The organism is Methanoculleus sp. UBA291 (assembly GCF_002499755.1).
Classification (GTDB): domain Archaea; phylum Halobacteriota; class Methanomicrobia; order Methanomicrobiales; family Methanoculleaceae; genus Methanoculleus; species Methanoculleus palmolei.
Map to the genome: position 1 here is coordinate 2,280 of NZ_DANC01000023.1, position 11,986 is coordinate 14,265.

14 protein-coding genes are annotated in these 11,986 nt (G+C 58.5%); 7 read left to right on the plus strand and 7 right to left on the minus strand.

Annotated features, from left to right (window positions below; translation table 11 throughout):
• Window positions 1-465: 465 nt before the first annotated feature.
• Genes BP737_RS05480 through BP737_RS05490 form a run of 3 tightly spaced genes read right to left on the minus strand, consistent with a single transcriptional unit; the run spans window position 466 to window position 3,366 of the window.
• The gene (locus tag BP737_RS05480; RefSeq protein ID WP_292409812.1) at window positions 466-1,593 is read right to left on the minus strand and encodes a hypothetical protein; all 1,128 of its coding nucleotides are present in this window, start codon (window positions 1,591-1,593) and stop codon (window positions 466-468) included.
• A gap of 19 nt (window positions 1,594-1,612) precedes the next feature.
• Window positions 1,613-2,152: a hypothetical protein gene (locus tag BP737_RS05485; protein ID WP_292409814.1), complete on the minus strand. Its 540-nt coding sequence runs from the start codon at window positions 2,150-2,152 to the stop codon at window positions 1,613-1,615.
• Between the two features lie 50 nt (window positions 2,153-2,202).
• The gene (locus tag BP737_RS05490; RefSeq protein WP_292409816.1) at window positions 2,203-3,366 is read right to left on the minus strand and encodes a hypothetical protein; all 1,164 of its coding nucleotides are present in this window, start codon (window positions 3,364-3,366) and stop codon (window positions 2,203-2,205) included.
• Window positions 3,367-3,777: 411 nt separating this feature from the next.
• Here BP737_RS05490 and BP737_RS05495 point away from each other — a divergent pair, with 411 nt between their 5' ends.
• The 4 genes from BP737_RS05495 (at window position 3,778) to BP737_RS05510 (ending at window position 6,707) form a co-directional block, all read left to right on the plus strand.
• Complete coding sequence (locus tag BP737_RS05495) at window positions 3,778-4,473, plus strand: hypothetical protein (protein WP_292409817.1); 696 nt, start codon at window positions 3,778-3,780, stop codon at window positions 4,471-4,473.
• Window positions 4,474-4,488: 15 nt separating this feature from the next.
• A complete protein-coding gene (locus tag BP737_RS05500) occupies window positions 4,489-5,265 on the plus strand; it encodes a PepSY domain-containing protein (RefSeq protein WP_292409819.1) in 777 nt (258 codons plus the stop codon).
• Between the two features lie 26 nt (window positions 5,266-5,291).
• Window positions 5,292-6,107 carry a hypothetical protein gene (locus BP737_RS05505; protein ID WP_292409821.1) on the plus strand — a complete coding sequence of 272 codons (816 nt, stop codon included), beginning with the start codon at window positions 5,292-5,294 and terminating at the stop codon, window positions 6,105-6,107.
• Between the two features lie 126 nt (window positions 6,108-6,233).
• Window positions 6,234-6,707, plus strand: coding sequence for an ArsR/SmtB family transcription factor (locus BP737_RS05510; RefSeq protein ID WP_292409823.1), 474 nt, complete (start codon window positions 6,234-6,236; stop codon window positions 6,705-6,707).
• Between the two features lie 256 nt (window positions 6,708-6,963).
• On the opposite strand, the gene BP737_RS05515 is transcribed toward BP737_RS05510, so the two are convergent.
• Together BP737_RS05515 and BP737_RS05520 are read right to left on the minus strand one after the other, a co-directional pair.
• On the minus strand, window positions 6,964-7,389 hold the full coding sequence (locus BP737_RS05515; protein ID WP_292409825.1) for a HEPN domain-containing protein: 426 nt from the start codon (window positions 7,387-7,389) through the stop codon (window positions 6,964-6,966).
• Entirely contained in the window at window positions 7,386-7,919 is a 534-nt protein-coding gene (locus BP737_RS05520; RefSeq protein WP_342685995.1) for a nucleotidyltransferase domain-containing protein, read from the minus strand. Before BP737_RS05520 ends, BP737_RS05515 begins: the two co-directional genes overlap by 4 nt.
• 389 nt (window positions 7,920-8,308) lie before the next feature.
• Here BP737_RS05520 and BP737_RS05525 point away from each other — a divergent pair, with 389 nt between their 5' ends.
• Together BP737_RS05525 and BP737_RS05530 are read left to right on the plus strand one after the other, a co-directional pair.
• Window positions 8,309-9,241: an AEC family transporter gene (locus tag BP737_RS05525; RefSeq protein WP_292409829.1), complete on the plus strand. Its 933-nt coding sequence runs from the start codon at window positions 8,309-8,311 to the stop codon at window positions 9,239-9,241.
• A gap of 188 nt (window positions 9,242-9,429) precedes the next feature.
• Complete coding sequence (locus BP737_RS05530; RefSeq protein ID WP_292409831.1) at window positions 9,430-9,792, plus strand: hypothetical protein; 363 nt, start codon at window positions 9,430-9,432, stop codon at window positions 9,790-9,792.
• 403 nt (window positions 9,793-10,195) lie between these two features.
• On the opposite strand, the gene BP737_RS05535 is transcribed toward BP737_RS05530, so the two are convergent.
• Together BP737_RS05535 and BP737_RS05540 are read right to left on the minus strand one after the other, a co-directional pair.
• A complete protein-coding gene (locus BP737_RS05535) occupies window positions 10,196-10,594 on the minus strand; it encodes a hypothetical protein (RefSeq protein ID WP_292409833.1) in 399 nt (132 codons plus the stop codon).
• A 201-nt stretch (window positions 10,595-10,795) separates the two neighbouring features.
• Window positions 10,796-10,954 (minus strand): hypothetical protein, encoded by a 159-nt coding sequence (locus BP737_RS05540; protein WP_292409834.1) that lies wholly within the window; start codon window positions 10,952-10,954, stop codon window positions 10,796-10,798.
• A 276-nt stretch (window positions 10,955-11,230) separates the two neighbouring features.
• Between BP737_RS05540 and BP737_RS05545 the strand changes: the two genes are divergently transcribed.
• The gene (locus tag BP737_RS05545; protein WP_292409836.1) at window positions 11,231-11,923 is read left to right on the plus strand and encodes a hypothetical protein; all 693 of its coding nucleotides are present in this window, start codon (window positions 11,231-11,233) and stop codon (window positions 11,921-11,923) included.
• Window positions 11,924-11,986: the final 63 nt, after the last annotated feature.

The following is an 11,986-nucleotide window of genomic DNA, read 5'->3' on the forward strand; positions in this document are numbered from 1 at the left end:
GGAAACTTTTAGGATGACTTCAAGTACACGAAATGCGTACATCCTGTTGCCTCCGGGCATGCGGGGTGCGTCATCCGGGGCGGCAACCAGGGATGGGCGACCCTCGCACACAAGTGGGCACCACACGCGGCACCCAATGCGATTCTGGGTCTTTAAAACATATAAAATAAGCAGTCATCGTTCGGTTTTGACCGAATTCAACATAAAGCTTCTTATTGTAAGATGATCTTCCGATTCACAGGGCCTTGCCACCCAGTACTCTGCCGCCCCCGGCGACCTCACCTTCACCCATGCCGTTGCGCGGGGAACCAAAGACTTCAGACCCGTTTCGCTAGAACCGAGCGAAGAACGCGATTTTTACAGGAACAAGATTCGTCTTCTGTCCGATCCTTTGCATGCCCGCTTGATGTTCCCGAAAGATAAGGGGGCTGATCTCCCTACAAGGGATGAAAGGTCGGCTTCCGGCTACCGGGGCTCTCTCGGGTAGTTGTGTCTGTTCATCAAGAAAGCATATCCGCCGTCGGTGGTCTGGATGACCGAGACTGCGTCGCCTAACAGTTCAAACGTGGCGTTCAGTTCGGTATCCCACTCCGGAAGTCCATCGGCATTGAGTTTCATGACATGAGGGACACCTACCCGGTCGGGGAGGATCAGGAACCGGGATGCGGACCGGTACGTGACAGTGCCGGATACGTATCCTTCATCGATCGTTTTGATGATCGGAGTTGATGCATTGAGCGTCCTCTCCTCCAGCACATTCCCTTCCGGATCAAAGATGACCTCCTCCAGCGTTACGTTGTTGTAGATGACGGTGCACTCGCCCCCCAGCGCTTCGCTCATGAAGTGCACGTCGTTGTACAGCAGCGGCGTGCCGAGCGTCGCATTCCAGAGCAGATCGCCTGTGGCGTTCAACCGGAGTATCCACACGTCAGAGCCGGTCCTGTCCGGAAGATAGATCGGACCGCCCACCAGATACCCGCCGTCGGATGTCTGGATGATGATCTTCGCGTAGGCCGCCCCGGTCGTCGATCCGTAGGTCTTCCGCCACTCCTCCGTCAGGTTTCGATCCCGTTTAAGCACAAGGAAGTCTTTGCCGTCGGTCCCGGCGGCGACAAATCCACCGGCGGCAGTCCCGACAACCGACTGCAGGATGCTGTCGGCCTCGACGTCGCTCTCCAGGATCTCCCCCGCCGGATCGAGGAGCAGGACCCCGGACTCGCCAACCGCTACGATGGCGCCCCGGGTCGTCTCGGCGACGGAAGAGACCGGGGACCCCCTGCCGGTGGCGTTCCAGGCGACCGAGCCGCCGTCGTCAATCTTGAAGATCCCGTAGGATTGGTCCCCGCGCCAGGGCCAGACCTCTCCTCCAATGAGATATCCGCCGTCGGCGGTCTGGACGATGCACGATGCGCGATCGTCACCCCCGGTATCGATGACCGTCTGCCACTGCTCCGTCCCCCCGGCATCGACCTTGAAGACCATGATGTCGCGGCCCACCCCGTACTCCGGCACAAGGCATCCCGCCGCAAAGATCAGCAGAAGGCAGAGCCCGATCAGCAGGATGCCGGGCCCTCTGCAGGCAACGGGTTTCACGCTCTGGTCATCTCCCCCTTCATCCGCTCCGCACCTTCCGCCGCCGGAATGCGGCTACGACCGCGAGCACGGCGCCGAATATGACCGCGGATATGAGCGCAGCCGCCAGATAGGCCATAACCAGGCTCATGATGGGAAGGCCGATCTCGGACAGGGGCAGAGACATCAGGAATTGAGAGACCGGGGAGGGGGCCTCGCTTCCGAACGCCATTGCAAACCCGTAGATCAGAAGCACGGCCACCGTGACCACGGACCCGGAGAAGAGGATCGTGGAGTGGTGCCGGTCGGGGAGGTGGTTCCTGATAAGCATGAACGGTGTCAGGATGCCCATCTGGAGGACCACCAGGTTCAGCACCGGTAAAATCGGCCGGATCGGTGGCACAAAGGAGAGAAACGGCACCAGGACGGCCAGGAGCAGCCCGATCACGATCGGAGCGAGTTTGCTGATAGCCGGTTGCGCCTTCGCGAGAATGTAGTAGAACCCCAGGGAGAGGAGACCGGCGAAGACAGCCGGGAGGAGGACGACAAGTAATGCAAAGACGATGACAGACGATGACATTGGTTCCATGGTTATATCTTACCCCGTATAAGTGAGGAGGAGAGCCCTCCTCAATCTCTCACGTATTTCACCAGACCGAGTGTATACTTCGCCATATCGAGGAGGCAGTTCTCGGTAATCGATCTAACATCTGGGTCAGTTCTGAACGTGTACCGGTGATTATACACCAGATAGTAGAGGTCATCATCGTAGTTTTTCGCATACCCGGCAAGAGATTGCGTCGAGCTGGATGGATCAGTTATGGTGTAATAGTACCCGTTGTTCTGAATAACCGACTTGAAGTTATACCCCTCTCCACTGCCTTGATCCCAGTTCTCTCCAACATAATCCTCATACTCGGCGTGAACCCATGAATTCAGCGCTTGTTCAATTTCCATACCGGTATGGAGTGGATTTCCTACATCAGTCAGGAAATGGCTTGAATACCCAAGGTTCATGTATGCATTGTACATTGACGACTGATCGTAGTAGTTTTTGGCAATGTTTGCATAGTTCTCACATTGTGCCGGAGCATTACCTGTTCCAAGCACAGGATTGTAGTAATGATCGTAGGAGTGACACACGATCTGGATGAAGGTATTCAACCATTCGAACCCGGTAGGGGGCAAGACCGAAGGCCAAGAGTCGGGATCGTCTGCTGCATCATGAGCATACGTAGCATATGCAGATGAAACACCCCACTTCAGGCAGGAGGTCTCTATGATATCCTGATGACAGGGAGCCGCCCACCACTGAATGCTGCTTTTGGTCGCGAACTTATCGTTCAGGTACTCGGCAAGCGCTTCATCGGCCTGAGCAAGGATGGACTCTTCCTCTTGGGTCAAGGCATACTTGCCAGGAGATACGAAAGTCACTTCTGTTCGACCGTCACGTTGGATCGCAGTTACAGGATATTTTGCCCAAATTTCCCTGAGTCCTTCAGATAACATCTGTTTTTTCTCATCGGAGATTTGAGCCATCTTCAAATCATTTAGAGCATTTTTCTTTCCTTGCTCATCGGCGGCAAACAGTGCCCAATGAGGCGTTGCTTTTTTCACATCTTCATCGATCACGAAACGTGAATCGGAGGGTGTCTGCTCATTTGCCGCAACTACAGGAATCGATTGCTCAACCGGAACCTCAGAGGTTCCTGCTACTGCCGGCACAACTCCCACGCTCATCAGCAACAGTGCCAAGAGCAAGGAGAATGCCCGCATTCCAGTTTTTCCGTTCATTTCGTTTTCCTCCAGTTTCTGTCCTCGGAGGCAGGAGAAGCACATGTTTAAGTACGCAGAACGCTTACGTTCCCTTTGCCTCCGGGCTTGCGGGGTGCGTCATCCGGGGCGTCAGACCTGGGGATGGACGACCCCCGCACACAAGCGGGTACCGCACGCGGCACCCGACGCAATTCTGGGTCGTTAGAACATATAAAATCAGCAGTCATCGTTCGGTTTTTTCCGAACCTCGGAAAAATGTTTCTATAGTATGACGCTTCGCAGATCCGCTGCTTGCCCGGAACCGGATCGCAAAGTTTAAGGTTTGTTCGGCCAGAACCGAACCACGACAGCGGGTTTTATAGGATTTCCCCTCAGATGCAGGTCTGGTTCCGGGTGCAGGAACGCCCGGGCGCACCTTGAGGGATACTTATGAAACAATGGTCATTCACGCTGGCAGCACTCCTCCTGCTCGCGGCTCTGCCTGCCGCCGCCAGCGCCGCACCACCCGCACACAACTATGACTGCTCGGATACGACGCCGACGGCCTACGACGCACGGGTCGATCAGGCTGCGATGAGCTACTCCAGCTCGTCGTCCACGAACGCAGTAGCATCGACAGCGTACAATCAGTTCAGGTCGGATGCGATATTCTTCTTCAACGGCCACGGCCTCTACTACGACGACTCGCATAAAGGCGGTGGAATAAAGTTTTCCTCGGAGTCCTGGATACTTGCCGACACCGACGGTCACTACCCGGGAAACTACCAGTATTACATATCTGATTATGGAACCGATATCAGGGATGTCCTGCTCGCGGTCTACCTCGCCTGCTATTCGTCCCACGACAACCCTTACAACGGGGATCTCGTCCGGGAGACCGTCACGAACAAAGGCGCGGACATCTGCGTCGGGTTCGACGGCGAGGTCGAGATCGAAACCGGAAACTACTGGTCCGAGAGTTTCTGGAACCGGGTGCGAAACGGGGAGACCGTTGCAAGCGCCACAAGCAACGCAAAAGACGACTGCTACTGGCAGTGGCCGATCGGTTACCATGGAGTGGATACCTACGAGATCTCCGGGAGTTACAACAGTTATCTTACTCCCGCTCGCCACGGAGTCTCTTAATGGGGTGATTCAGCTATGAAATGGATACCAATTACTGCAATCGTGTGCCTTGTCATCGTGGCTCTGGCCGCGTCGGTGGCCGGCGCTGGCACTCCAATTGGAGTGGATACTGCGAAGGAAAAAGCGCAGGGCTTTCTCACCGAACCCGATGCAACCCTCGAGTATCAGAAGATCGAGTGCCTGAACCTGGGAGAGTACTACGTCTTCGGTACCGGAGGCGGACAGATCTATGTCAACGCCCGGACCGGGGCAGTCGAACGCGCCACGTTCGATTCTGCGCGAAAAGACTCCCATGAGATCCGGTTGGATCGGATCGCAGCCGAAGCGGCGGCAAGGGCCTACGCCGAAGAGAAGTACGACGGCTTTTCAGGGAAGAACATGCGGCTTACCGGGTCGAACCTGGTCTCTCACGGCGATGCGGGCAGCGAGTACTCATCCACCTGGAGAGAGGAGATCAAAGGTGTCCTCACGCCGAACACAGTCGTCGTGAACCTTAACCCGAGCACCGGCGAGATCGTCTCGTATATCGGGATCCAGCGGGAGATCAAATGTCCACTTGAGCCGAAACTCTCCCGGGACGAGGCGCTGAAGGTCGCGGCCGGGCAGTTCCCGGGAATCAAGGTGATCGATGCAACGGCCGACCTCTCCGTCGAGTACACCCGACCGGACGTACAGACGCTGACGTGGGTGATCACGATGAGAGGCGAGCCCGTGGATCACGTCCTCCAGGGAGGGCTCGTCGTCATCGACGCACAGACAGGAGAAGTGCTGATGGTGAGCCCATACCTCTAAATCACCTCTTTTCCTAACGTGATACAATGCGCTCGAAGACGTGGATATGGGTTGGCCTTGCCGCCGTTCTCATCCTTGCCGCGGTGAACCTCGCCATACTCACCGCCTTCCCCGTGGAGCACCAGCACGTGCAGGAACCACTCAAGCGCGTGAACTGGATATTGCCGTTCGGCCCGGGATTCGAGTATCGCGGTCCTTACGGGAGCCCGGTGATCGTCTACGACGGGATGAACGAGACCTGGCAGCTGCAGAATACTACCGCCTGGAGCCGGACCCTCTCCCTCGGTGACCGCTACAGCCTCGACCCGGCCCACCCGGAGGATATCCGGTACACCCCCGATATCGCGATCGAGGGCGACAAGATCAGCCTCGACTTCTTCGTCCGGAACCTCGCAGGCGAAGACTGCGCCCAGGCTGATCTTGCCGTGACGACGGGGATTGAGCGCCTGAACGCCACCACCGGATCTCCGGAGGGGAACATCCTCCCCGGCGCCGCGACCACGCTGCCTATCGGCGATCTTGCCGCCGGCCAGTGGCGCGAAGTGCGGGTGACTGCGGACCTCCCAAGACCCGAACCAGGGGAGGTCCTTTACCTGACGATCGGTCTTGCCGCCCCGTACACCATCACGACCCCGAACGGCACGCCGATCACCTTCGACTTCCGGCGGGTGACCGCCACCATACCGGGTTTCAACACCTCCTGGAAAGAAGAGATCGACCCCGGCTCTACCCCGGACCCCGACTACAACAGGGCCCACCTCCCCGGTGGATCGGCGACGTTCATTGTGACCGGTATCGAAGCACCGGAACTGGTCCCGCCCCCGACTCTCCGGGCGGATTGAGAGAAGCGGCACAATCTTTTTTCCGGCCGTACTGCAGCCCGGGGCCGTTCCGGAACACTTTTCCCTTCCGGCAGAAGAATACCTGATCGGTTAGGGCCAGGCCCGCGAAGGGAGGGGTTCCAAAGCATGGAAGAAGTTACGCTTGACCGGGACGACATCGCCGCTCTTGCCTCCGGCGTCCGGGTCGCAATCCTCAAAACGCTCGATACCCGACCCATGACGACGAGCGAGCTCGCCGACGGGCTCGGTCTTGCCAAGTCGACCGTTCATGAGCACCTCGCCGTCCTGGCCGACGCGGACCTGGTGACGCACGAGAGTGCCCGGAAATGGCGGGACTACACCCTGACGAGGAGAGCCCGGAGGATCCTCCATCCCGGGAAAGACCATCGGATCATCCTCCTCTTCGGCACGTCCCTCGCTACCCTGACGACCGGGGCGCTTCTCGTGGCCTCGTTCCTCCGCGGCTTTGCCGTGCTCGGGGGGAGCGTCGTCCGGGAACCCCTCCTCCTCTACGCGGGCGAGGTGTTCCTCGGCGTGACGCTCGTGCTCTGGTACCTTGCGGTGCGGTGCCGCCGGCAAACCTCCTCCATACCAGCGTAGTCTCTCGCCCCACACGCAAGCCCGTTAAACCGTCTCCCGACTCATCGCCACCTTTCCCACCCCGAGCAGAGCCGTAAAGGGGTACCGGCGCCCACACAGGTGAACCGGACGGAGCGGGGTCCTTATGAACGGTGCGGTCATGGATTTCCGGATAATCGCGGACCAGATATTCATCCAGGTCCTCCTGATCACCGCCGGCTACGTCGGCCGTCGCCACCCTGCGGCGTTGGCCTCCTCTCCGTTGGTCTTCCCTTGTTCAATCGAGCATCGCCCGGATCCGACCCACTACCAAGCTCGCCGATGCCACCACATCGCGGGCATCAGCCTCTGAGTAAACACAGCCGTAATCCGCGCCTTCCCGCGTGCGCATGGCGAAATTGAAGTCTTCGAGTACCGATGCCGGAAGAAGGCCTTTGTCGACATAAAGAGCCTCAACGGCATAACGAAGGCAGGAATGGCTCTTTTCGCGATAGCCCCCGGAGAAGACAAGGGCACGTAGGGTGTGAAACTGTGCATAGTAACCCTGGATGATTGCCCACTTCATATTCCCCTCCGCGAGAGAATGTTCTGCAGCAGCCAGATCCTGCTCCGCTTCCCGCAGTTCCTTTGTGACCAGTCCAGAGTCGACCGGAACGCGGACAATCTTTCCCCGCTGCAGGCACTGTTCAAACCGATACTTCATCGCTCCTCCTCAATCAGGACTTTTCCCGCTAAAATCCGCTCGTAAAGAGCCGGATCGGCGGTCTTCAGGGACCGAAATTCCCTGGGCGTGAGAATGAGCGGCGAGAGCTCGCGGTCGAGCCCGGCCCGAGCCACGGCGATGCTCTCTGCCGCAGCCCTTGCATCACCCGTCTCGATGGCGAGATCGATATCGCTCTCGTGGGTATCGTCGCCGGTCGCCGTGCTCCCGAAGAGGATCACCCTCGCCACGTCGCCCCGCAGGCGAAGGATCAGTGGGTTGAGTTCGATGAGTGTGGCGCAGATCTTCACTTCACGGAGGAGCGGGCTCTCCATCGCTGCGCGATAGACCACAAGGCGCCCACGCTCTTCGCGATGCACCAGACCCGCCTCCGCCAGACGGGCAAGCGTCTCGCTGGCCGAACCCACCCCTATCCCGAGCAGCCGGGCGAGCTCGCGGACATAATAATCGTCGTGATAATGCCTGCCCAAGAACCGGAGAAGCGTGAACGAGGCCCCGGAGAATATGTTCATATCACTGAACATATGTTCACATTTTTGAACGATTCTTATGTGAATCTTTCGGTGCGACCCCCTGGTCCACGGGAGTGCACGCAGGCGAATGTTCCCGGCTCTGGTAATCCCGATCGAGAAGTTCCGTCCCCGCCATCACCGCTCCACGCAGCCCTGCCCCTCAAACTTCCCGGGGTAACCACGGTTCGCCCGGAAATAACTGGACTATGCCCTGACGGAGAGAGGTGAGCGAGGCGCTCCTCCGTGTGACGAACGCGCTGCGGTCCCGGCGGAGAACCACCCCGACACACGGGTAGGCTCTCTCGCCCACCACGCTCCCACGCCCTCAACCCCAAGCAGAACCGTAAAGGGGTAGCAGCACCCACGCTGGTAAACCGGACGGAGCCTACATGAGCGGCATGATCGCGGATTTCCTGGTAGTCGCGGACCAGATCTTCATTCTGGTCCTCCTGATCGCCGCCGGTTACGTCGCGGTCGCGACAAAGATCGTGGACCCCCGGCCCACCCGGGGGCTCTCCGGGCTCCTCATCAACATCACCCTGCCGGCGCTGATCGTCGCCTCGATGCAGGTGCCGTTCACCCCCGAGCGCCTCGCGGGCGCCGAGACCCTGGTTCTCGCGACGGGAGCCCTCTACATCATATCGTTCGCCATCGCCTGGGCCGTTTCGAAAGCCATGCGGGTCCCGGCCACAGAGGAGGGAGTCTTCCAGTTCGCCATCGTCTTCGGGAACGTGGGGTTCATGGGGTTCCCGGTCGCCCTGACACTCTTCGGCCCGGACTCGCTCTTCTACGTCGCGATCTTCAACCTCATCTTCAACATCCTGGTCTTCTCGGTCGGGATCATGATGCTGACCGGGGGGAAGGGGAAGGAGTTTGACCTCCGCCTGCTCGTAAACCCCGGGATCGCGGCCTCCATCGTCGGGCTCGCCCTCTTCCTCGGCTCGGTGGAGATCCCGAGCCCCGTCATCGACTCGATCGACCTCCTCGGGGGGGTGACAACGCCGCTTGCGATGATCATCGTCGGGGCGATGCTCGCGACGTTCCCGGCCCGGGAGATGATCGGGAACTGGCGGATCTGGGTCGCGAGCGCTGTCCTCCTCCTCGCCGTCCCGGCGGCCTACTGCTACCTCATCGCCCCGTTCTTTCCCGATCCCTACATCAGCGGGATCATGATCACGATGGCCGCGATGCCCGCCGCCGCAAACACCGTCATCTTCGCGGAGCAGTACGGTGCGGACTCAAAACTCGCGTCGCAGATCGTCTTCGTATCGACGATCGGGTCGCTCGTCACGATCCCGCTCGTCACGACGGTGTTGCTGTAGTGCGCCGGGCATCTCATCCTGCGGGTTCCAAAAGAGGGGAAGTCGCAGCCATGGAGGTTTTCGCAAACTGGATATACTTTCAAGGCGCTTGCGCAAACGTTATGGTAAACCACTCCAATTGACCATATAAGCGGGTACAAGCGTGCAATCGTCGCTGGCAAAGGGAGTTTATCGGGAGCAGCAGGATTATGAGACCAAAGCTGAAACGGATCGAGGAGGAGCGAAAGACATTCATCGGAACGTTTGTGCGATTCGGGAAGAAAGATCGCTACCGACCAAAGAGGGTCGGGGATGAGTGGGTTACCTATGACGTGACGGTGCTGCTCACCGATATCCGGGACAGCGCCGGCAACCCGATCACCGATCATCTCTGGTTCAACTACACGAAGGGATTCGAGAGTCTCGGTGATCTGCAGGAAGGGGATGCGATCAGGTTCGATGCCAGGGTCAGGCCCTATATCAAGGGCTATGTCAACCAGAGAGCATATATCGACGAGCGGGAGGTCGACTACAAACTTGCCTACCCGACAAAGGTTGCCCGGGTCGGGTAAGGCGCCGGCGGGAGAGGTTGTCCCGGTTCTCCCTCTCCCTGCGCAGGCTGTACCTGCAAGATCAACTCTCAACCGGAGCTGGTCGTTGCGAACACGGGAGTAGTATCGCCGGATCTCCCCAGGTGATGGAATCAACCCCTACAGGAACGCAAGACCCCCTGCAATAACCTGATAATCAGCTTGAATCGGAATAAAACCGGATTTTGTACCCATAACGACCGTATTCACCGTTGTCGCCCAGGTATTCTCTCTCATCAAGCGTTCCGTGCCCCCCACTCCCCGGTACTCGAGGCTGAACGTGACGACCCCGGCTGCGTCCTCAGGCGATGGGACGAAACCGCTGAGGAATACGGCCGTGATGTAGGCGCCGCCTGAGACTTGGATGAACTCGGTGACACTCACATTATCGGGTGTCGCAAGCACAGGTGCGAGCAACCGCGGCTCTCTCTTCATCCCCGGTCTGCACCACCTCAAACGACACAGATATGTCGGGCGCGTACTCTCCCGCCGCCGTGAACGCAAGCATCCTCCCGTAGGGTGTCTCCCGGATCTCTGCCTGCCACCCGGAGACCTGGTTACCGGTGAGCACTTCATCGGGGATAACCAGAGTACCCGTTGTGTTCGCCGGAACCGGGACCATGACCGTGGCGGTGCCGTTCACGGCAGGAACGGGTAGATCGGTGATCTCGATCGCGTAGAAGTTGCCCGGCGGAACGGTCTCGGTGAACGCGAAAAGGAGGGACAGGACGATGATCACGCTGAAAATGGCAGCGAACGCCTTGAAAATAAAGTCAACCTTCATGCAGACCTCGCTTTGGGCATCGAACTCGGGGATGAACCGTGCATTCCCGGGTATCGGTACCTACGGGTGAGAAATCAACGTTCAACGGTGAACTTTTCTGCGGCGCGCATCTACACATCAGGCATCCCTTACCGGTTCTGAGCAACGCCCGCAAGCCGAAGGCGGGAGCCGTGCGAAAGGGTATCCCTACCACGCCGCCGGCTATACCCCGCTGTTCCGCCCTGCGACGTCGGTAGCGACCAGGATCAGCGCCACCACTGCGACGATGATGATCGCCAGGATCCACTGGTAGGCGATGACTGCATACAGGCCGGCCGCGATGCCGAGAAGTGTCAACACGATGAGGTATTTGCGCTCCATGTATGACGATCTGGATGTTCGGGCATATACCTTTTCTGTCACGTTTCTTTATGCATCCGGGGGATGTAACTGAAAATGGGTGATAGAAAGATCCGTTTGGTGGTGCATGTCGTGCGGCACCCTGACGGTCACACCCGTGCGGATCTCCCCGATTTTCCGTAGCAGAGGATTTTTGTGGCCAAATCAACCCGAAAACAGTTACGTAAGTCCTATCATCAGTGACGACGATACCATCAACCATATTGGTACTGCATATCCCGGCTCGGAGGTTCAAGAATGAAAAAGATCCCGCTCATCGTCTGGGTAATCCTCATCTCCCTCGTCTTCATCCACTACTTCTACACGCCCGAAATGCCCGAGATTGCCACGGGAGCGATGGTGATCGACCTCGACCCCGAGGAGCGTCAACCCGATCTCGTGCACCTCTGGGACGTCCTGGTACGTGAGCAGGGTTTCGCGAACGAGTCGGCCGTACTCATTCAACTGAATCAGTTCGTCGATAAGGACGGGGTGGTGCAGTGCACCCAGGCGCGTTATTCCGGGGGCGTAGACGGAGAGCAGCACTTTTACGAGACATACGCCTACCCAAGCGGCAACGTGTTCTACAAAGACCAGATACTCGAGTTCCCCCTAGAGGGAGCGCACCCCCTCGCCGTCTTCCGTGAAGCGACCCTGATCGATTTTGCCGACCTCACCCGGGGAGAGTGCAATGTAACGCTTAGAACATTCAAACACGAGATTGAGAAAGAGTATAACGAAACCCACGGCGACCTTTACATCCTCTCACAAGGCTCGCTCCGCCCCCTGAAGGAGGCGGCGTTCCCGGGCGGCACCTGCTGGTACACGATCGAGATCGTCCCGGAGGTTCCGCGGCCGGAAGGGAGTTCGACCGCGGGGGGTGTACCGGATCGTCTCATCTTCTTCACAGAACGGGATATTGCCCTTGCTGATACGGTTGTCTATGCGTGATGCGGAGAAATTGTCTGATCGCAGATGTTATATAGAGTTCGCAGGACGAACCGAAAAAAAGGC

Excerpts from the sequence above, each read along its gene's own strand:
- BP737_RS05495 (WP_292409817.1), top strand. The coding sequence starts at position 3,778 with ATGAAACAATGGTCATTCACGCTGGCAGCACTCCTCCTGCTCGCGGCT.
- BP737_RS05520 (WP_342685995.1), bottom strand. The coding sequence starts at position 7,919 with ATGAACATATTCTCCGGGGCCTCGTTCACGCTTCTCCGGTTCTTGGGC.
- BP737_RS05515 (WP_292409825.1), bottom strand. The coding sequence starts at position 7,389 with ATGAAGTATCGGTTTGAACAGTGCCTGCAGCGGGGAAAGATTGTCCGC.
- BP737_RS05490 (WP_292409816.1), bottom strand. The coding sequence starts at position 3,366 with ATGAACGGAAAAACTGGAATGCGGGCATTCTCCTTGCTCTTGGCACTG.
- BP737_RS05545 (WP_292409836.1), top strand. The coding sequence starts at position 11,231 with ATGAAAAAGATCCCGCTCATCGTCTGGGTAATCCTCATCTCCCTCGTC.
- BP737_RS05505 (WP_292409821.1), top strand. The coding sequence starts at position 5,292 with ATGCGCTCGAAGACGTGGATATGGGTTGGCCTTGCCGCCGTTCTCATC.
- BP737_RS05510 (WP_292409823.1), top strand. The coding sequence starts at position 6,234 with ATGGAAGAAGTTACGCTTGACCGGGACGACATCGCCGCTCTTGCCTCC.
- BP737_RS05535 (WP_292409833.1), bottom strand. The coding sequence starts at position 10,594 with ATGAAGGTTGACTTTATTTTCAAGGCGTTCGCTGCCATTTTCAGCGTG.
- BP737_RS05525 (WP_292409829.1), top strand. The coding sequence starts at position 8,309 with ATGAGCGGCATGATCGCGGATTTCCTGGTAGTCGCGGACCAGATCTTC.
- BP737_RS05485 (WP_292409814.1), bottom strand. The coding sequence starts at position 2,152 with ATGTCATCGTCTGTCATCGTCTTTGCATTACTTGTCGTCCTCCTCCCG.
- BP737_RS05530 (WP_292409831.1), top strand. The coding sequence starts at position 9,430 with ATGAGACCAAAGCTGAAACGGATCGAGGAGGAGCGAAAGACATTCATC.
- BP737_RS05540 (WP_292409834.1), bottom strand. The coding sequence starts at position 10,954 with ATGGAGCGCAAATACCTCATCGTGTTGACACTTCTCGGCATCGCGGCC.
- BP737_RS05500 (WP_292409819.1), top strand. The coding sequence starts at position 4,489 with ATGAAATGGATACCAATTACTGCAATCGTGTGCCTTGTCATCGTGGCT.